The organism is Leifsonia sp. 71-9 (assembly GCF_001898805.1).
GTDB lineage: Bacteria > Actinomycetota > Actinomycetes > Actinomycetales > Microbacteriaceae > Leifsonia.
In genome coordinates this window covers 82525-102149 of sequence record NZ_MKVJ01000003.1, presented here as the reverse complement: position 1 = coordinate 102149, position 19625 = coordinate 82525, and the positions used below count along the sequence as shown (strand labels likewise).

16 protein-coding genes are annotated in these 19625 nt (G+C 70.6%); 8 read left to right on the top strand and 8 right to left on the bottom strand.

Going from position 1 to position 19625, the window contains the following annotated elements:
- Positions 1-26 precede the first annotated feature (26 nt).
- On the top strand, positions 27-452 hold the full coding sequence (locus BGO91_RS03185) for a hypothetical protein (RefSeq protein WP_290471423.1): 426 nt from the start codon (positions 27-29) through the stop codon (positions 450-452).
- A 65-nt stretch (positions 453-517) separates the two neighbouring features.
- On the opposite strand, the gene BGO91_RS03180 is transcribed toward BGO91_RS03185, so the two are convergent.
- Complete coding sequence (locus BGO91_RS03180) at positions 518-2872, bottom strand: M1 family aminopeptidase (RefSeq protein ID WP_290471422.1); 2355 nt, start codon at positions 2870-2872, stop codon at positions 518-520.
- A 247-nt stretch (positions 2873-3119) separates the two neighbouring features.
- Positions 3120-3437 carry a hypothetical protein gene (locus tag BGO91_RS03175; RefSeq protein ID WP_290471421.1) on the bottom strand — a complete coding sequence of 106 codons (318 nt, stop codon included), beginning with the start codon at positions 3435-3437 and terminating at the stop codon, positions 3120-3122.
- A 219-nt stretch (positions 3438-3656) separates the two neighbouring features.
- On the opposite strand from BGO91_RS03175, the gene BGO91_RS03170 reads away from it, so the two are divergent.
- Positions 3657-4592: an endo-beta-N-acetylglucosaminidase H gene (locus BGO91_RS03170; RefSeq protein ID WP_290471420.1), complete on the top strand. Its 936-nt coding sequence runs from the start codon at positions 3657-3659 to the stop codon at positions 4590-4592.
- Positions 4593-4610: 18 nt separating this feature from the next.
- Here the strand turns inward: BGO91_RS03170 and BGO91_RS03165 are convergent, their stop codons facing one another.
- Positions 4611-5666: a LacI family DNA-binding transcriptional regulator gene (locus BGO91_RS03165; RefSeq protein ID WP_290471419.1), complete on the bottom strand. Its 1056-nt coding sequence runs from the start codon at positions 5664-5666 to the stop codon at positions 4611-4613.
- 135 nt (positions 5667-5801) lie between these two features.
- On the opposite strand from BGO91_RS03165, the gene BGO91_RS03160 reads away from it, so the two are divergent.
- From BGO91_RS03160 to BGO91_RS03135, 6 genes are all read left to right on the top strand, one after another.
- Positions 5802-7106 carry a sugar ABC transporter substrate-binding protein gene (locus BGO91_RS03160; RefSeq protein ID WP_290471418.1) on the top strand — a complete coding sequence of 435 codons (1305 nt, stop codon included), beginning with the start codon at positions 5802-5804 and terminating at the stop codon, positions 7104-7106.
- A gap of 6 nt (positions 7107-7112) precedes the next feature.
- Positions 7113-7991, top strand: coding sequence for a carbohydrate ABC transporter permease (locus BGO91_RS03155; protein ID WP_290471417.1), 879 nt, complete (start codon positions 7113-7115; stop codon positions 7989-7991).
- Positions 7988-8917: a carbohydrate ABC transporter permease gene (locus BGO91_RS03150; RefSeq protein ID WP_290471416.1), complete on the top strand. Its 930-nt coding sequence runs from the start codon at positions 7988-7990 to the stop codon at positions 8915-8917. The genes BGO91_RS03155 and BGO91_RS03150 overlap by 4 nt, the downstream gene beginning before the upstream one ends.
- On the top strand, positions 8917-10200 hold the full coding sequence (locus tag BGO91_RS03145; protein ID WP_290471415.1) for a glycosyl hydrolase: 1284 nt from the start codon (positions 8917-8919) through the stop codon (positions 10198-10200). The genes BGO91_RS03150 and BGO91_RS03145 overlap by 1 nt, the downstream gene beginning before the upstream one ends.
- Positions 10201-10208: 8 nt before the next feature.
- Positions 10209-13223 carry a glycoside hydrolase family 38 C-terminal domain-containing protein gene (locus tag BGO91_RS03140; protein ID WP_290471414.1) on the top strand — a complete coding sequence of 1005 codons (3015 nt, stop codon included), beginning with the start codon at positions 10209-10211 and terminating at the stop codon, positions 13221-13223.
- Between the two features lie 68 nt (positions 13224-13291).
- Positions 13292-15733, top strand: a complete 2442-nt coding sequence (locus BGO91_RS03135) for an HAD-IC family P-type ATPase (protein WP_290471514.1) — start codon at positions 13292-13294, stop codon at positions 15731-15733.
- Here the strand turns inward: BGO91_RS03135 and BGO91_RS03130 are convergent.
- From BGO91_RS03130 to BGO91_RS03110, 5 genes are all read right to left on the bottom strand, one after another.
- The gene (locus tag BGO91_RS03130; RefSeq protein WP_290471413.1) at positions 15651-16073 is read right to left on the bottom strand and encodes a hypothetical protein; all 423 of its coding nucleotides are present in this window, start codon (positions 16071-16073) and stop codon (positions 15651-15653) included. The genes BGO91_RS03135 and BGO91_RS03130 overlap by 83 nt on opposite strands.
- A gap of 92 nt (positions 16074-16165) precedes the next feature.
- Positions 16166-16507 (bottom strand): hypothetical protein, encoded by a 342-nt coding sequence (locus BGO91_RS03125; RefSeq protein WP_290471412.1) that lies wholly within the window; start codon positions 16505-16507, stop codon positions 16166-16168.
- A gap of 72 nt (positions 16508-16579) precedes the next feature.
- Positions 16580-16987 (bottom strand): Ig-like domain-containing protein, encoded by a 408-nt coding sequence (locus tag BGO91_RS03120; protein ID WP_290471411.1) that lies wholly within the window; start codon positions 16985-16987, stop codon positions 16580-16582.
- Positions 16987-18621 carry a hypothetical protein gene (locus tag BGO91_RS03115; RefSeq protein ID WP_290471410.1) on the bottom strand — a complete coding sequence of 545 codons (1635 nt, stop codon included), beginning with the start codon at positions 18619-18621 and terminating at the stop codon, positions 16987-16989. The genes BGO91_RS03120 and BGO91_RS03115 overlap by 1 nt, the downstream gene beginning before the upstream one ends.
- A gap of 8 nt (positions 18622-18629) precedes the next feature.
- Positions 18630-19625 (bottom strand): hypothetical protein (locus tag BGO91_RS03110; protein ID WP_290471409.1); only part of this gene is annotated, 996 nt, incomplete at its 5' end.

The following is a 19625-nucleotide window of genomic DNA, read 5'->3' as shown; positions in this document are numbered from 1 at the left end:
TCATAGTTTTGACAGGAGCAGGCACCATGCCCATGATCGACGTCTACGCCCCCACCACCCTCTTCCCGGCCGACGCGGACGTGCGGCTCGTCGACGAGCTCACCCACGCCGTCCTCCGCGCCGAGGGGGTTGCCCAGCCCGGGCCGTTCCACCTCGACAACACGGCGGCCTTCATCCACCGCCTCCCCGAGACCGCCCTCGGCACCGCGGCGACCCCCACGGCGCCGATCGTGCGCGTGCAGATCGTGACCCCGCCCGGCTCCCTCGACCGCGACGGCCAGCGCACCATCACCCGGGAGGCGACCGAGATCGTCCGCGCGGCCGCCGGCAGCGAGGTGCGCACCTGGGTCATCCTCACCGAGGCCGCCGAGGGCGGCTGGGGCATCCAGGGCACCGCGTTCGGCGTGGAGGAGTTCACGGCGCTCGCGAAGGCGGCCGCCGCCGCGGGGTGATCCGAGCGGACAGACGAAGGGCCGCCCGGTCGTCGACCGGGCGGCCCTCTGTACGCGAGCGAAGGCTACTCCTGCGACGAGCCCTCGGTCGCGGCTCGAGTCGCCGTGCGGCGTCGCCACAGGGCGAGCAGCAGGGCCGCGACGCCCGCCAGGAGCGCGCCGGAGGCGATGCCGAGCGGCAGCGTCACCGACGAACCCGTGCTGGCGAGCGTGCCGGCGCCCGTGGCGGCCGGTCCAGCGCCCGGGTCCGTCGAACCCGGTGCGGCGACGAGGGTCAGAGCGCCCCAGCCGATCAGGGCGCCCTGCGCGTCGACGACCGCCAGCTTGTGCGCGCCGAGCGCCGCATCGGCCGGGATCGTGACGCTGAAGGCGCCTCCGTCGACGACGGCCGTGGCGAGCGGGCGCGGGGTCGAGAAGAGCACCGGGGTGACCGTCTCGCCCTCGTTGGCGCCGCCGAGCAGGGTCACGTGCACCACGCCGCCAGGCACGGCCGTCGCCGGCACGCGGACCGGGCCGCGCGTCGCGTCGGTCAGGTCGGCCTCGGTGATCGGGTCCGGACCGGGAATGACCGGCGTGGTGAGCGTGGAGGCGCACGTCGCGCAGGTCGCACCGAGCGCGCCTACCGCGGCGGTCGCCGCAAGCGTGCCACCCGACGAGGTCTTCGAGACGACGGCGGTGAAGGAGACGGTCGCCGTACCGCCGGTGGCGGTGTCCGGGACGCTCCACGTCAGAGTCGTGCCGCTCAACGCCAGGCCGGCCGGCAGCGACGACGCGTCGATCGTCGCGTCGTCGAGAACGTCGGCGAGGTCCACCGTCGCCGTCGCGCCGGCGAGCACGATCTGGCCCGTGTTCTGCGCGGTCAGCGTGTAGGTGATCTCCTGCTCGGGTGCGACCTCGCCGTCGACCGGGTCGGAGGCGAGGCCGAGGGTCCACGTCGACGGCCACGCGGGCTTGTCGGCGTCGAACAGCCAGTCCTGGAAGAAGGCGCCGAGATCGCGACCGGAGAGCGCCTCGGCGAGGACGATGAAGTCCTCGGTCGTCTTGCTCTGGCCGGCGTACCGCTGGACCCAGTTCTTCATGATGGCGTCGAACGCGGTCTGCCCGACGGACTGGCGCAGCGCCTCCAGCGCCATCGCGCCGCGGGTGTAGACCTGCCAGTCGAAGAGGTCCGCCGGGTCGGTCATGGCCGCGGGCGGGATCGTCCAGCGGGCATCGGTCGAGGCGGTCGCGTTCCAGGTGCCGAACAACTGCGAGGCCGTCGTGGTGGTGCTGCCGTGGTCCTGGTTGTACTGGGTGGGGATGAAGGTGGCGGGGCCCTCGTTCAGCCAGATGCTGTTCCAGTCGGCCGGCGTCACGGAGTCGCCGAACCACTGGTGCGCGAGCTCGTGGATGAAGGTGCCGGACGAGACCGATCGCTCGAAGTAGGGGCGGTCCTGGGTCTCGAGTGCGTAGCCCAGGCTCGTGATGTCGACGACGAAGCCCGTGCTCCCGCCCGGGTAGGCGCCGTACTTCGACTCGAGATAGTTGAGGATCTCGGGGAGCGCGGCGCGCCGCGTCTGGATGGTCGCCTGGTTCGCGGTCGTGACGGCCGGGTCGACGAACGTCCACTCGTGGATGGTGCGGCCGCTCACGGCGAGGGCGATGTCCGACTCGTACACGAGGTACTTGCCGATGGTGATCATCGCCAGCTCGGTGGCCATGGGCCGCGTCTGCCGCCAGTGCCAGGAGGTGCGGGAGCCGTCTCCGTTCGGCGTCTTCGCGACCAGTTCACCGTTGCTGACGGCGGCTGCCGAGACCCCGTCAATGGTCGTGGGGGCGTCGATCGTGATGTCGTAGGTCGCCTTGTCGGCGGGGGTGTTGTTGCTGGGCAACCAGGTCATGTTGCCGACGGGCTGCCCGAGCGCGGTCGCCCCGTCGGACGTCGAGACCCATCCTTCCTTCGATCCGTCGGGGTCCACGTGCGTGACCGGAGTGCCCGCATAGGCGACCGCGACCGTGAAGTCTCCCGTGATCGTCGCCGCCGGCGTGACGACGAGCTTGTACGACGTGATGCTCGGGTCGCTGGTCCGGGTGAACGTGGCGGGGGCCCCGTTGACGAGCACCGACGAGACGGTGAGGCCCTCGAAGTCGAGGGAGAACGAGGAGAGCGCCTGAGTCGCCTTGGCGGTGATCACCGTCGTGGCGGTGATCGTCTTGTCGGCATTGAACGCGAGTGCGACGTCGTAGTGCTTGACGTCGTAGCCTCCGTTGCCGATGCCGCGGAAGAGCGAGTCTCCGATGGTCGCCGCCCCGGGGCTGCCGTCAGCGGCGACGGCCGGGGTGGTGAGCGCGATCTGACTCGCGCCGAGAAGAGCGGCGGTGAGGACGGCGGCGACGGGGCGCGCCATCCGTCGTCGAGGTGAGGTGGTCCGGGGTTCCAACGGTGATCCTCCAGGGATGCTTCGTCCGACTGCACGTTCGGCGAGCGCGCAGGTATGGCAGAGGTGCAGAGCGCTTGTGGCGGAGTTTCATTGCGAGCGAACTCGCTTTCACGCACGGGCGTTGCATGTGCGCGTGAAGATTCGGTGAATCACACCATAACGGACGTTTGTTACGCGCGTGAGACTTTTCTCATGAATCGCTTCGCGGCGGCCTGGAGCGCCGCATCGGTCGCGATCCACCTCGCGCTCAGTCGGGCAGGTGCGCCTCGAGCTGGTCCTCGGCCATGACGACCATGCCGCCGGTGCGCTGGGAGGTGTGCATGAGCGCCTCCAGCCACTGCGGGTTGATCGCCGGGGGCCGGCTGCCGCTGAACTGGAACGCCAGCGGGACCTCGCGGCTGATCCAGAGCGAGACGCGGCCCGAACCCTGTTCGACCGGGATGTCCCAGTTCAGGAGGAAGCTCTCGTGCCTCCGGAGTTTGGCGACGACCGCGAGCTTGACGTGGCTCAGCACGCGGTCATCCAGGTCGTATTCCTGACCTGCACCGTAGACGAGTTTTCCCATGATGCTCTTAGTGTGCCCTACGACGTGCACGGTCAGGCGCTCGTGTCAGGGGGATTGACAGCGCGGGAAAGGCGTGGTCGCTTTTCGCTGCGTGAGGGCACATGCGGATACCGGAATACATGTGCCCCCACCGCTTGACTCAAGCGATTTAGTCTCGCAGCCTGGTGGCGCGGTCGCCGATCGGCGTCGCAGCCGACGACTCGATGAGGAGCGCCCGACATGACCGACCGACCCCGGATCCCCCACCATCGCCCGCGGCGGCTCGGCCTCGCCGCCATCGCTGCGGCGGGAGTCGTCGCGCTCCTCGCCGGGCCCGCCAGCGCAGCCACGGCAACGGCGGCCTCCCCCGGCGGCGGCCGCGCGAACGCGCCGACGAGCGTCGCCTACGTCGAGGTGAACGACTCTGACCTCGCGAACGTCGGCGCGTACCGGCTGGCCGACGGAGGGAACGCCTTCGACGTGGCCATCATCTTCGCCGCGAACGTCAACCGCGACGGCACGCAGGCGCAGCTCCACCTCAACGAGCGGGTGCAGTGGACGCTCGACAACGCGGCCACGCAGATCCGCCCCCTGCAGGCCCGCGGCATCCGGGTCCTCCTCTCGGTCCTCGGCAACCACCAGGGCGCCGGGGTCAGCAACTTCACGACGCCGGCGCAGGCGGACGCGTTCGCCGCACAGGTCGCGGACGCGGTCACACGCTACGGCCTCGACGGCGTCGATCTCGACGACGAGTACTCCGACTACGGCGTCGACGGGACGGCCCGGCCGAACCAGCAGTCGATCGGCTGGCTGCTCACCGCGCTCCGCGGCCGCCTCCCCGATGCGGTCCTCTCCTTCTACGACATCGGGCCGGCGTCGACGGCCCTCCGCTCGGCGACGCCCGCCGTCGCCTCCACGCTGACCTACGCGTGGAACGCCTACTACGGCACCTACAACGCGCCGGCCATCCCGGGCCTGACGAAGGCCCAGCTATCGGCGGCGGCCGTCGACATCCGATCGACGCCGGTGAGCGTCGCGACCGGGCTGGCGAAGCGCACCATCGCCGACGGGTACGGCGTGTTCATGACGTACAACCTGCCGAACGGCGACCGCAGCTCCTACGTGAGCGCGCTCACCACCGCGCTGTACGGTCAGCCGTCGCAGTACCGGCCGTGACCCCGCTCCACCGCGCCGTCACGCCGGCGGCGCGGTGGAGTCGCGCACCTCGAGCGTCAGCGACGGACCCTGGCGGGACTCCAGGACGCGTCCGTCCTCGATCTGGTCGAGGAGGAGCCGGGAGGCGCGCTCGCCGAGCTCGACCGTGTCCCGTCGCAGCGCGGTGAGGGACGGCCGCACGAGGCGGGCCATCACGGAGTCGTCGAACGAGACGATCGAGAGCCGCTCCGGCACGGGGACGCCCATCTCCGCCGCGACGCCCAGCCCGGCGACCGCGAGCACGTCGTTGTCGTAGACGATGGCGGTCGGCGGCTCGGCGCGCGACAGCAGGGCGCGGGTCACGGAGGCGCCCTGCTCGGCCGAGTAGTCGGTCGGCAGGGACTGCGCGAACGTCAGGCCCGCCGACGCCGCGAACGCCTGCAGCGCGGCCGTGCGCATGCGGGTGTGCTCGAACGCCTCGACGCCCGCGACGTGCGCGATGCGGGTATGGCCGAGCGCATGCAGGTAGCCGAAGACCGTCAGGGCGGCCTCGGAGTCGTCGATCCAGACCGTGGGGGGCGCCCCCTCCGCCGACGGGCGCGAACCGACGACGACCGCGGGCATCCCGAGCTCGGCCAGCAGGGCGACGCGGGCGTCCTCCTCGCGCGGGTCGACGACGATCACGCCGTCCACCTGGTGGCCGTTCCACCACTCCTGGTAGGTGTCGAGCTCCTCGGCCAGATCGCGCGCGACGAGCAGGTTGACGCCGGTGTGCGAGCCGGTCAGCCCGAGCTGGATGCCCGAGATCAGATCCCCGAAGAACGTCTCCGTCCCCAGCGTCCGGGCCGGGCGGTTCAGGACGAAGCCGATCGTTCCCGCGCGCGCCCCGCCGAGGGCGCGGGCGGCCGAGTGCGGGCGCCAGTGCAGCTCCTGCGCGATCTGGACGATGCGGGCGCGCGTCTCCTCCGAGACGCCGGGGCGGTTGTTGAGCGCGAACGACACCGCGCCGGGCGAGACGCCGGCGCGGACGGCGATGTCCGCGATCGTCGCGCGCTTGGGCGGAGTCAGGTCGTTCTCCTCTGTGTCGGGTGCCACCTCCCCATCCTGCCGGGTGAGGCTTGACTATACCGCTTTAGTGCGTCATAAATGTTAGACCAGGGCGCGGCGGACTCATCGAGGATTCCGTCGCTAAAGCGCTCTAGTCATCTGCGAACGAAGGAGTCCGAAACGATGAGCAACCGCACCCACTCCCTGTTCCGGCGGTCGGCCCTCGCCCGCGCCGTCGGCGTGATCGGCGCCGCGGCCGCGACCGCCGCCCTCCTCACCTCCTGCGCCGCCGGCGACGGCGACGCCGGCTCCGACGGCTCGACCACCGGCACCATCACCCTGCAGACCTGGGCGCTCACGCCGAAGTTCACCGGCTACCTCAAAGGGGTCGCGAGCGATTTCGAGAAGGCGCATCCCGGAGCGAAGGTCACGCTGGTCGACCAGCCCGGCGACGGCTACGCGGAGAAGGTCCTCAGCCAGGCGGCCTCCGGCTCGCTGCCCGACGTGATCAACCTGCCGCCGGACATCGCCTACCCGCTCGCCAAACGCGGCTTCCTCGCCGACGTCGGCGCGGGCTCATCCGACCTGGAGAAGACCTACGTGGCCGGGGCGCTCGACGCCTACGAGTACAAGGGCCTCGACGGGGTCTACGGCTACCCGTGGTACCTCAACACCGACGTCAACTACTGGAACACCACCATGCTCTCGGCCTGCGGCCTGGACCCTGCCGCCCCGCCGGCCACCACCGACCAGCTGTTCGAGCAGGCGGCGACGATGCACGCGGCGTGCCCCGACGACTACCTCATGAGCCGCAAGCCCGGTCTCGGCGACTTCACCCTCGCCGGCGTCGACGTGCTCAATAGCGACGGCACGAAGTTCGTCTTCGCCGACTCGGCGAAGGCGGCCGAGCTCCTCGAGCGCTACACCGCCGCCTACCGGGACGGCCTCCTGCCCCCGTCGGTGCTGAACAGCGACTACCTCGGCAACTCCACGCTGTTCACCCAGGGCAAGGTCGCCTGGACGACCGGCGGCGCGACCAGCCTCGCCGACTTCGAGAAGAACAACCCGTCGCTGAAGGGCAACGTCGCCGTCTCCGCGGCGCTCGACACCCCGCCGCTGTACGTGCAGGGCGTCAGCGTCTCGGCGAAGTCGAAGCACCCCGCCACGGCGAAGGCGTTCGCCGAGTTCCTCACGAACGCGAAGAACCAGGAGGCGTTCGCCCGTCTCGTCAACATCTTCCCGTCGACCGTGTCGTCGCAGTCCGACCCGTTCTTCTCGAAGGACGACGGCACGACGAACGGCCGGGCCCGCGTGCTCGCCAACGAGGCGCTGAAGACCGCCGAGAACCTCACCCCGGTGCAGGCGAACTCCGCCATGACCACCGTGCTCGACCAGCAGATCGCCCTCGCCATGAAGGGCGACGTGAGCGCGAAGGACGCCCTGCAGACCGCCCAGAACAAGATGAACAGCATGCTGGCGAACGGCTGACCGTCCGTGCGCGCGAACCGCTGGTTCACCCCCTGGATCCTGGTCGCCCCGGCGCTGCTGTGGCTGCTGGTCTTCAGCGTCTGGCCGTCGATCAACACCGTCCGGCTCTCGTTCACCGACGCGAGCCCGCTCGGCGGGGCGACCGACTTCGTGGGGCTGAAGAACTTCGAGCAGCTGCTGGCCGACCCGCAGGTGTGGGAGGCGCTGCTCAACAGCGTCATCTACATGGCGGTCTGCCTGCCGCTGCTGACGATCCTCCCGCTCCTGATGGCGATGCTGGTGCAGAAGCGGATGGCGGGCATCGCGTTCTTCCGCACGGCGTTCTACACGCCGGTGATCGCGTCCGCGGTCGTCGTCGGGCTCATCTGGACCTGGATCCTCGACGACCGCGGCGTGATCAACGAGATGGCGAAGGCGCTCGGCGTCGTCCAGGGCCCGATCCCGTTCCTCACCGACCGGTGGCTGCTGCTGTTCAGCGCGATCAGCCTCACGGTCTGGAAAGGCCTCGGCTACTACATGATCATCTTCCTCGCCGCCCTGGCGAACGTCGGCAACGAGCTCCACGAGGCGGCCGCGATCGACGGCGCGGGCACCATGCGGCGGTTCTGGTCGGTCACCGTGCCGGGCGTGCGGGGGACGATGACGCTGATCGGCATCCTCGTCTGCGTCTCCGCCCTGCGGGTGTTCAGCGAGCTCTACATCCTGACCAACGGGACGGGCGGGCCGGGAGGCCAGGACCAGTCGCTCGTCATGCTCATCCAGCAGTACGCCCGCGGCTTCACCGGCAACCTCGGCTACGCGTCGGCGCTCAGCCTGCTGCTGTTCACCGTGACGCTCGTGCCGATGCTCGTCCTCGCCCGGATCAACAACAAGGCGGACCGATGACCCAGACCATCGCAGACACCCCGGCGCCGATCGTTCCGGAGCCCGGAGGTGCGGCGCCGCGCACCGAGCCGCCCCGTCGCCGACGTCGCCGGGCGTGGGGCGTCATGTCCCGCGGCGAGCGCATCTCCCGATACGTCCTCCTCCTCGTGGTGCTGTTCATCACGGTCGGGCCGTTCCTGTGGCAGCTCTCGACGTCGCTCAAGGGCAGTGGAGAGGACATCTACACGGCGTCCCCGTCGTTCATCCCGTCGCAGCCGACCCTCGAGAACTACGCCAAGGTGGCCGACGCGATCCCGGTGTGGCTGTACATCGGCAACTCCCTGGTCGTCGCGGCGATCGACGTGATCGGCAACATCGTGTTCGCCACCCTCGCGGGCTTCGCGATCGCCCGGTTGCGGTGGCGCGGGCGCAAGGTCGTCCTCGGGCTGTTCCTCGCGACCCTGGTGCTGCCGGGGGAGGCGACGATCATCTCGCAGTTCGTGACGATCAAGGATCTCGGCCTCGCCGACTCCCTCGCCGGTGTCGCGCTGCCCGGGATGATCGCCGCGCTCAACGTGCTGCTGATGTACAACGCGTTCCGCCAGCTGCCGGAGGAGATCGACCAGGCCGCGGTGATGGACGGCGCCAACGCCTGGCAGCGGCTGTGGCACATCTCGCTGCCGGTCGTGCAGGGCACGATCGCGGTGGTCGCCATCTTCGCGTTCATCGGCGCCTGGGACGACTTCCTCTGGCCCTTGATCGTGCTGCAGTCGCCGGATAACCTCACCCTGACGGTCGGCCTGCAATACCTGCAGGGCACCTTCTCCAACGATCAACGGCTGATCGCTGCCGGCACCATGATCGCCTTCATCCCGATCGCGATCGTCTTCGCGGTGCTGCAGCGGTTCTTCTTCAAGGGCGTCGAAGAAGGAGGTGTGAAGGGCTGATGCGATTCGGCGTCAACTACACCCCCTCCGCGGACTGGTTCCACTCGTGGCTCGACTTCACCCCGTCGGCGGTGGCGCGCGACTTCGAGGCCATCGCCTCCCTGGGCGCCGACCATGTGCGGATCTTCCCGCTCTGGCCGCTCGTGCAGCCGAACCGCTCCCTCGTGCGGGCGTCCGCCCTGGCCGACATCGTGCAGGTGGTCGACATCGCCGCCTCGTTCGGGCTCGACGCCAACGTCGACGCCCTGCAGGGCCACCTGTCGAGCTTCGACTTCGTGCCGTCGTGGCTCGAGAGCTGGCACCGCCGCAACCTGTTCACCGACCCGGACGTGGTCGGATCCACGGCCGCGTACGTGCGGCAGCTGGCCTCGGCCCTGGCCGGGCGGCCCAACCTGCTCGGCCTCACCATCGGCAACGAGCTGAACCAGTTCGCGCACGCGCCGCATCCCGCCCCGCACCCGGTCGCCCCCGCCCAGGCGGAGAGCTGGCTCGGCACGATGGTCGCCGCGGCGCGCGACGGCCTCGGCGGCAGCGAAGCGGGACCGGGAGCGCCGGCGGTCACCGTCGCCCAGTACGACGCCGCCTGGTACGACGACGACCAGCCGTTCGGCCCCGGGCACGCCGCCGAGCACGGCGACATGACCGTGACGCACTCCTGGGTGTTCAACGGCGCCGCGCGCATCCACGGCCCGCTGGGCGAGGGCTCGGTGCGCCACGGCGAATACCTGATGCAGCTGGCGGCCGCCTGGAACCGCGACCCGCGGCGGCCGAACTGGCTGCAGGAGGTCGGCGCGCCGACCAACGTCATCCCCCCGGGCGACGCACCGGAGTTCGTCGAGCGCACCATCCGCAACGCGGCGGACGTGCAGCAGGCGTTCGGCGTCACCTGGTGGTGCTCGCACGACGTCTCGCGCGCGCTCGTCGACTTCCCGGAGCTGGAGTACGACCTCGGGCTGTTCTCGTCGGACGGCGTCCTGAAGCCGGTGGGCGCGCGCTTCGCCGAGCTGGCCGCGGAGTTGCGGGGTTCGCCCGCCGCGACCGCACCGGAGACGGCGATCGTGCTGGACGACGTCGACGCCGAGGGCCGCCCGCTGCCGGACTCCCGTCGCGCGTGCGCCCCCGGGGGTGCGTTCTCGCTCGCGTGGCTCGCCGCGGCCGAGCAGCTCGGGCGCGGTCCGCAGGTGGTCCTCCGATCCCGCTCCGCCGACCCGGCCGCCCTGCGCGCCCGCGGCATCCACCGACTCATCGACGAGCCGTTCGCCGTCGCCCACACAGAAAGCTGAAGGAACACATGCACGACGACATCACCCTCACCACCGGCCGCGCCCGCCGCGTGCTCGACGAGCGCATCCTGCCTGCGGCGCACAGCGTCTCGGTCCCGCTGGAGGTCGCCTGGCACGAGCTGCCGGGGGAGCCGATCCCGCCGGCGGAGGGGCTCGCCCTGGAGTACACGCCGTACGCGGTCGGAACGCCGTGGGGACCGGCGTGGGGGACGACGTGGTTCCGCCTGACCGGGACGGTGCCCGCGGACTGGGCGGGGCGACGCGTCGAGATCATCGCCGACCTCGGGTTCGACAAGAACATGCCCGGTTTCCAGTGCGAGGGCCTCGTCTACCGGCCGGACGGGACGCCGGTGAAGTCGATCAACCCGCGCAACCAGTGGGTGCTCGTCGCCGAGAGCGCGGAGGGCGGCGACGCCGTCGAACTGTACGTGGAGGCGGCGGCCAACCCCGTCCTGCTCGACTACCACCCCTTCCTGCCGACGCAGGAGGGCGACATCCTGACCTCGTCGCGGCAGCCGATCTACACGACCCGCCGATTCGATCTCGCGGTGTTCGAGCCCGAGGTGCACGAGCTGGCCCTCGACATCACGGTGCTGCTGGAGCTGCAGGCCGAGCTGCCCGTCGGCCCGCGCCGCATGCGCATCCTGCAGGCCCTCGACGACGCGCTCGACGCGCTCGATCTGCAGCACATCCCGGCGACGGCGGCCGCGGCCCGTGCGGCCCTCGCACCCGCCCTCGCCGCTCCGGCCGACGCGTCCGCGCACCGCATCTCGGCGGTCGGGCACGCGCACATCGACTCCGCGTGGCTGTGGCCGGTGCGCGAGACGGTGCGCAAGGTGGCGCGCACGACCTCCTCGATGGCCGACCTCATCGACCAGACCGACGACTTCGTCTACGGGATGTCGAGCGCCCAGCAGTACGCGTGGGTCAAGGAGCACCGGCCCGAGGTGTGGAAGCGGATCGTCGCGGCCGTCGCCGCCGGGCGCTTCCTGCCCCTCGGCGGAATGTGGGTCGAGTCCGACACGGTGATGCCGACGGGCGAGGCGCTCGTGCGGCAGTTCAGCCAGGGCCAGCGGTTCTTCCGGCGGGAGTTCGGCATCGCGCCCAAGGGCGTCTGGCTGCCCGACAGCTTCGGCTACTCCCCCGCGCTGCCGCAGCTGATGCGCCGCGCAGGCTTCGAGTGGTTCTTCACGCAGAAGATCTCGTGGAACCAGGTCAACACGTTCCCGCACCACACCTTCCTCTGGGAGGGCATCGACGGCTCGCAGGTGTTCACGCACTTCCCGCCGATGGACACGTACAACTCGCGGCTCTCGGGCGAGGAGGTGGCGAAGGCCTCCCGCCAGTTCCGCGAGAACCGCCACGCGACGGGATCGATCGCGCCGGTCGGCTGGGGCGACGGCGGCGGCGGGACGACCCGGGAGATGGTGGGGACGGCCGCCCGCCTGGCCGATCTGGAGGGCAGCGCGCGCGTCGCGTGGGAGCATCCCGACGCCTTCTTCGAGCGGGCACGGGCCGAGGTCGCCCACCCGCCGGTCTGGGTGGGCGAGCTCTACCTCGAGCTGCACCGGGCGACGCTCACCTCGCAGCACCGCACCAAGCAGGGCAACCGGCGGGCCGAGCACCTGCTGATCGAGGCGGAGCTGTGGTGCTCGGCCGCCGCGATTCGGGCCGGTGCAGACTACCCGTACGAACGCCTCGACGCGCTGTGGCAGCAGGTGCTGCTGCTGCAGTTCCACGACATCCTGCCCGGCACCTCCATCGCCTGGGTGCACCGGGAGGCCGTGGAGACGTACGCGCGCGTCGTCGCCGAGCTGGAGGGTCTCATCGCGGCCGCGCTGCGGGCGCTCGTCGGCGAGGGCGACCGGGCGCTGGTGGCCAACCCGGCGGCGGCGGGTCTCGGCGCGACGGCGGCGCACGCGATCGGAGCGGCGACGGCGCACGGGACGGCCGCGACCCTGACCGAGACCGGCGACGGCTTCCTGCTGGCGAACGGCCTCGTCTCGGTCACGGTGTCGCGCGAGGGACTCGTCACCTCCGCGATCGACCTCGCGACGGGCCGCGACGCGATCCCCCCCGGGCGCGAGGCGAACCTCCTGCAACTGCACCAGGACTTCCCGAACATGTGGGACGCGTGGGATGTCGACCGGTTCTACCGCAACCGCGTCGAGGACCTCCGCGGCGTCGACGCCCTCGATGCGCGGATCGACGCGGACGGCGTGGCGCGGGTCACCGTGCGGCGCTCCTTCTCGGAGTCGACCCTGGAGCAGACGCTGGAGCTCGCCCCCGGCTCCCGGACCCTCGCGATCGCCCAATCGACCGACTGGCACGAGACGGAGAAATTCCTCAAGGTCGCCTTCCCGCTCGACGTCCGCGCCGAGCACACCATCGCCGAGACGCAGTTCGGCGCGCAGAAGCGGGTGACGCACACGAACACCTCGTGGGAGGCGGCCAAGTTCGAGACCTCGATGCACCGTTTCGTGCTGGTCGAGGAGCCGGGCTTCGGCGTCGCGCTCGTCAACGACTCGGTCTACGGCTACGACACCGAGCGCACGGTGACGGACGGGGAGGTCACCACGACCCTGCGCCTGTCGCTGCTGCGCGCCCCGCGCTTCCCCGACCCGGAGACCGACCAGGGCGTCCAGACGCACCGCTACGGCCTGGTGATCGGCACGACGCTCACCGAGGCGACGGAGGCCGGCATCCTCCTGAACCAGGACGCGCGCACACTGCACGGAGCGCACGAGGTGACGCCGCTGGTGACGGTGGAGGGCGGGGCGCTGCTCTCCAGCGTCAAGCTCGCCGACGACCGCAGCGGCGACCTCGTCGTGCGGCTGTACGAGCCGGCCGGGCGGCGCGCGACGGCCCGGGTGCGGGTGGATGCGGTGGTCGCCAACGCGAACACCACCACGCTGCTGGAGGAGCCGATCAGCGCACTCGCGGCCGCGGACGACGGGGCGTTCGACCTCGTGCTCGCGCCGTTCGAGGTGCGCACGCTGCGCTTCGCGGTACGCGGCGCGTAGCCGCTCCCCGGCGACCGCTCGATCGGTCCGTGCCGTACGCTGACTCCGACGCGGGAGCGGAGGGGCGGATGGGCGATCGGGCGGTCGCGGAGGCCGAGGGGCTGACGCAGGCCCAGGTGGACGAGCGGGTCGCGCGCGGGCAGACCAACGCCTACGACGCGGCCTCGAGCCGCAGCGCCTGGAGCATCGTCCGCGCCAACGTCTTCACCCTGTTCAACGCCATCATCGGCGTGTGCTTCCTCGTCCTCCTCGTGCTGGGGCACTGGAAGGACGCCCTCTTCGGCATCAGCGCCCTGGCCAACACGATCATCGGCTCGGTGCAGGAGTTCCGCGCGAAGGCCGCCCTCGACAAGCTCGCGCTCATGCACGCACCGGCGGCGCGGGTGCGGCGCGACGGGGAGGTGCGCGAGATCCCGGTGGCGGAGGTCGTGATCGACGACCTCCTGCTGCTCCGCGCCGGCGACCAGGTGCCGGCCGACGGGGTCGTGACCGCGTCGTCCCGGTTGCAGCTGGACGAGTCCATGCTGACCGGCGAATCGGACGCGGTCGACAAGGCGCCGGGCGACCGGGTGCTCTCCGGATCGATCGTCGTCGGCGGGGAGGGCGGCGCCCAGGTCTCCGCCGTCGGCGCGGACTCGTTCGCGAACCGGCTCGCGAGCGAGGCCAAGAAGTTCTCCCTGGTGGCCAGCGAGCTGCGCTCCTCCATCGACCGCGTGCTGCGCTGGATCGCCTGGATCGTCGGGCCGATCGCGCTGCTCGTGCTCAACGCGCAGATGATCGCCCTCGGCGGCTGGGCGCGCGCGATCTCGGACGGCAAGTGGCAGGAGGCCGCGGTCAACACCATCGCCGCGGTCGTGGCGATGATCCCGCTCGGGCTCGTGCTGATGACGAGCATCGCGTTCGCGGTCGGCGCGGTGAAGCTCGCCCGCCAGCAGGTCCTCGTGCAGGAGCTCCCGGCGGTCGAAGGGCTGGCGCGCGTCGACACGATCTGCCTCGACAAGACCGGCACCCTCACCGAGGGCGAGATCGTCTTCGACGGCGAGCATCCGGCCGGCTCAGAGCCGCCCGCGGGCTGGCAGGAGGTGCTGGCCTGGTACGGCGCCGACCCGGACGCGAACGCCACGGCGCGCTGCCTGGCCGCGCCCTTCTCGACGCCTCCGGCCGCGGAGCCCGTCGCGCGCATCCCGTTCTCGTCCGCCCGCAAGTGGAGCGCGATCGCCTTCGCGTCCGACACCGACGCCGGCGGCACCTGGGTGCTCGGCGGGCCCGAGATGGTGTTCCCGGCGGCCGGCACCGGCGGCGAGCGCCTGCGCGCCCAGGCCGTCGAGCTCGCGGCGACGGGCCGCCGGACCCTCGTCCTCGCGTTCTCGCCCGAGGTCCTGTCGCCGGCGCAGGTCACGGCGGAGCAGCTGCCCGCCGCCCTCGAACCCGTCACGCTGCTCACCTTCCGCGAGAAGATCCGCGAGGACGCGGCGCAGACCCTCCGCTACTTCGCCGAGCAGGAGGTCGCCGTGCGCGTGATCTCCGGCGACAACCCGCAGACCGTCGCCGCCATCGCCCGCGAAGTCGGGCTCGACGCGCCCACCGGCTTCGACGCGCGCGAGCTGCCGGAGGACGACGCCGGCCTCGCCGCCGTGCTCGAGGAGCACACCGTCTTCGGCCGCGTCACCCCGACGCAGAAGAAGCGGATCGTCATCGCGCTCAAGGCCGCCGGGCACACCGTCGCCATGACGGGCGACGGCGTGAACGACGCCCTCGCGATCAAGGAGGCCGACATCGGCATCGCGATGGAGACCGGCTCCCCCGCGACGAAGGCCGTGGCGCGCCTGGTGCTGCTCGACGGTCGCTTCTCGCACCTGCCCTCGGTCGTCGCCGAGGGGCGGCAGGTCATCGCGAACATCGAGCGCGTCTCCATGCTGTTCCTGACCAAGACGGCGTACGCGACCGCCCTGGCCGTGATCTTCGGGGCGACGCTCATGCAGTTCCCGTTCCTGCCCCGGCAGCTCTCGGTGATCGACGGTCTCACCATCGGCCTGCCCGCGTTCTTCCTGGCGCTCATGCCCAACGCCCAGCGCTACCGGCCGGGCTTCCTGCGGCGGTCGCTGAGCTTCGCCTTGCCGGCCGGTCTGGTGATCGCGGGGGCTCTCTGGTTCTACGCCTGGACGGCCACCTCCGCCGGCATCCGCGAGCCAGAGCTGCGCACCGGGTCGACGCTCATCCTCACCATCGTCGGGCTCTGGGTGCTGACGGTGCTCTCCCGGCCGATCGACGGGTGGAAGATCCTCATCATCGGCGCGATGATGATCGGCCTCGTGCTGGTCTACTCGGTGCCGATCGTCTACGACTTCCTGCAGTTCACGGATCCGTCGCTGGTGACGGCCCTGCTCGTGCTGGTCACGTCGCTGGCGACGATCGGCGCGATCGAGATCATCCGGTTCGCGCACCGACGCTTCGTGCGAAGAAGCGTGCCACCCGCCCCGTCCACAGCACCGCGATCACTGCGGCCGTGACGAGCACGTCGATGAGCCGGAACCACAGGTCGCCGGGCGAGGTGATCAGCACGTAGACGCCGAGCGCGATCGACACCGACATGAGCACGGTGAGCAGCACGCGCGCGTCCCGCCGGGCCCGGCCGAGACCGGATGCCAGCGAGACGACCAGCAGCCCGAGCAGCATCGTCAACGCGCCGACCAGGGTCACGATGAACCGCTCCGCGCCGTCGAGTCCGTCGGCGTAGCGCACGAACACCAGCACGATCCCGGCCGCGATCTGCTCGATCCCGACCACGTACGACAGCACGATGGCGACGACCAGCTCGGCCGGGGGCCGCTCCGCTCGTACGCGCGTCATGCTCGGATCATACGGTGTGGGCGATCTCTCCACGGCGTACGAAAAAGGCCCGCTGTCGGCGGGCCCGGACTGCTGCGCTCGTGCGCTGCGTGTCAGCGCTTGGCGATCGCCGCCGTCCAGACCGCCTGCAGGGCCTCGACCTCTTCCGGTTCCAGCTGCTCCCGGTAGGCCTCACCGAGGCCCGCCCACCGGACCGCCGACTGGGCGGCCTGACGTGCGCCCACGTAGCCGACCGCGCGGGCCGACTCGAGGAACGCCCCGTCGATCTCGGCGACGAGATCGTGCTCGGCATCGAGGCGCGAGACCTTCACGCGCGCGGTCTTCTCCAGGGCCGCCCGGCCATTGCGCTGGGCAGCGAGCTGCAGTTCGACGAGACGCGCGATCTCGTCCGCGCTCAGTTTGCCGACACGACGAACGAACGTCTTCATGGCCACCTCCGATGGTTCGGTAACGAGAATCTGACATCTTACCGCGCGATCCTCAGAAAACCCTCAGAATCGGCCGTCTCAGGTGCCCAGGGAGACCGTGACGGCGCTCCGGCTGGCGTCGTGGTTGGCGTCGCCTCCGTAGACGACCTCCAGCTCCACGTCTCCGGACCACGTCATCGGCACGGCGAGCTCGAACCGATAGGCGCCGGCGTCGAGCGTCGCCGTTGCCAGGGTGTCCGCGCCGCGCACCAGGGTGACCGTGCCAGTCGGGATGGTGCCGTACTGCGCCTCGATTCGGCCGGTGATGACGGCGGTGCGCTTGTCAACGACCGTCATCGAGAGATTCATATAGGCGTCGTCATGGTAGGCGGCGGTGGTCGTGCTCGGGCCGACACCGCCGGCGAGGAGCATGCCCGCCGCGATCAGTGCCGAGAGCGACAGGCCGACGGCCGTGCGGATCAGCGGGGCGAAGGTCGTCCGGACCATCAGCGCACCTCCACCTTCGTGTTCACGACGGTGGTCGGCGCCTTGCGGACGACGTACTCACCGGTCGCATGTCCAGAGTCCAGTCCACCCCGAGCGAGGAAGGAGACCTCGGCGGGATACGTCCCGGCGGGATGCTGCGCGGGCCGGAAGACGAACTCCGCGACCCCGTCCGCATTCGTGTCCGCCTCCCGTTCGTCCCCGTCGAGTGCGAGCGTGACCCGTACTGGCCCGGTCAGACCCGGAACGCTCGCGACGATGCGTCCCTCCTGGCCGTAGACGATGTCCGGGGCCTCGAAGGTCATCGGCCACTCGACGACGTTCGGGACGATCGGGGAGAAGAGGTAGGCCTTGCCGCGGGACCCACCGGCCGACCCCTTGCTGGCGATGATCGCCCGGCCGCCGTCGGCAGCGAGCACGCCGTTCGAGTAGAGGGCACCGAACCGGTCGCCCGGCCGTGAGTCCGAGCCCTGCAAGTCCTGGACCGGTTCGGGCTGCTGACGCATCAGATCCCCCGGGGTCCCCGTCGTGGGGATCGCGTCGGCATCGTAGACATGCACGCGTCCGGTTCGCCCGTCCGCGTTGGTCTCGGCCGAGACGAGCACGGCGTTGCCGACGGCGGTCATGTTGTGGCCCATGCTGAATTCGTGCGGCGGGGGGATGATCCTCGGGCCGACCTGCGTGAAGTCGCCCAGCGAGAAGCGGTACATCGCGCCCTGGGTCGTGGTGCCGGAATCGAGTGCGGATTGGACGATGCCGCCGACCGGATCGCGGAGATCGTCGGAGGTGTAGTTGATGTCCGCGGGGGACGAGACCCAGAGGTAATCGTCCGTCACCGCGATCTGGTAACCGAAGCCCGCGGTTCCGCCCGCGTCCTCGTAGATCCGCGTCTTGTGCTCCGCGACGTCGACCCCCCAGAGAGGATGGTCGAGGAACGTGAGCGGGGCGGACAGGTCAGCGAGATCCCAGATGTAGACCCCGCCCGTCTGGATGCTCCTGCCATCGCCCGGCCACTTCTTGATCATGTGCGCGTTGGCGATGAGGTACCGGTCGGTGAGGAGGACTTCGTCTCCCATGCCGGCGGTCAGATAGAGGCCGGTGACGCCCGCGCGCTGCACGGCACCCGATCCGAGGTCGATGACGTAGGCGGCGCCCGCGCCGAAATCGGTGTCGTATGCGCCCACGGCGAGCCGATCGCCGTGCACGGAGAGGGATTCCCCGAAGCCGCTCGATCCGGCCGCGACGAAGGTCCTGCCCGGGAGCCAGCGCCAGCCTCCCCCTCCGGTCGAGAGAACGTACTCGAGCACGACGGAGTCGTTCGTCCCCACGAACAGACGCCCGCTCGCCTCGTCGATCGCGATCGAGTAGCCGAAACGCGTCATGCCCTCCGGCGCCGGGACGGTATCGGAGTCCAGCTTGGCCCCCGTGTCGTCGACACGCATCACCTCGACCGCACGGCCTGTGCGGCTCACAGCGAGCAGGTCACCGGACATACTGACCTTGCTGACATCCTGATCGTCGTACGAGTAGATCGCGACCTCGCCGTACACGTGGGTTTCCGCCGTTGCGGTCGCTGCGGGCACGATGGCCAGCAGCACACCGAGCAGCAGCACAGGGAGACGTCTGAGTGATCTCACGCGTCGCATCACTTCACCTTCTTCGGGGTCAATTGGCCGTCCTGGTCCCCCCACGTGTTCCGGCCGTCGCCGAGGAGGTTGGTGCCGGTCATGCCGACACGCCCCCAGGTCCAGACTCCGCCGGTCGTATCGACGGCCACGCCGCCGAAGTACGCGGCGACGACCGCCTCCACCTTGATTCCGGCGGGGAAGATCGCTTTCGTCGGGACGAGGGTGTCCCTGTTCGCGATGGTGCCGAGGGTGCCGTCGCCGGTGTTGCCGAATCGGTTGCCGCCCCAGCTCCAGACCGCCCCGGCCGCATCCAGAACGTAGACATTCGACTCGCCGGCGGAGATGTCCGTGTACGGAGGATTGCTGCCGCGTGGCACACGGGCCGGGACGCAGACGGCGGCTGAGGCGGTCGTCTGCTCGCTGCTGGAGGACCATTTGCAGTCGGTCGCGCTCGCGCCGCCCAGGGTGCTGGCGCCCAGCGTCGGACTCTTGTTGCCCCACACCCAGGCGAAACCCTCGCCGTCGATGGCGTAGGCGGTGCGTCCGCCGAAGGCGACCTTCACGATGTTCTTGAGGTACGGGGACCGTGTCGGCGTCGGCACCGCCGACGTGGAGTAGGTGTCCGAGAGGGCGAGGCTGGCGTAGTGGTTGCTCCCCCACGTGTACACGTAGCCATCGCGGGTGACGGCCGCGTTCTTCTCCCACCCGGCCGCGACGTCGACGAAGTCGATGCCGGTGGTGATCTGCCGGGGAGTGCTCCGGCTGGCGCGGTTTCCATCGCCCAGCACCGTCCAGGCCGTGGACATGCCGCCGTTCCAGGAGCCCCAGCTCCACAGATTGCCGTTGGTGTCGATCGCGAAGCTCGTTCCGGTGTTGACCGACCCGTTGCCCAGGTTGACGTAGCCGCCGGCCGCCACCTTGCGGTATTTCGTCGACGTCGCCGTGATTTTGATCGGGGTGGACACCGCGGTGTTGCCCGCCGGTCCGAGCGCGCCCTGGAGGCCGTTGCCCCA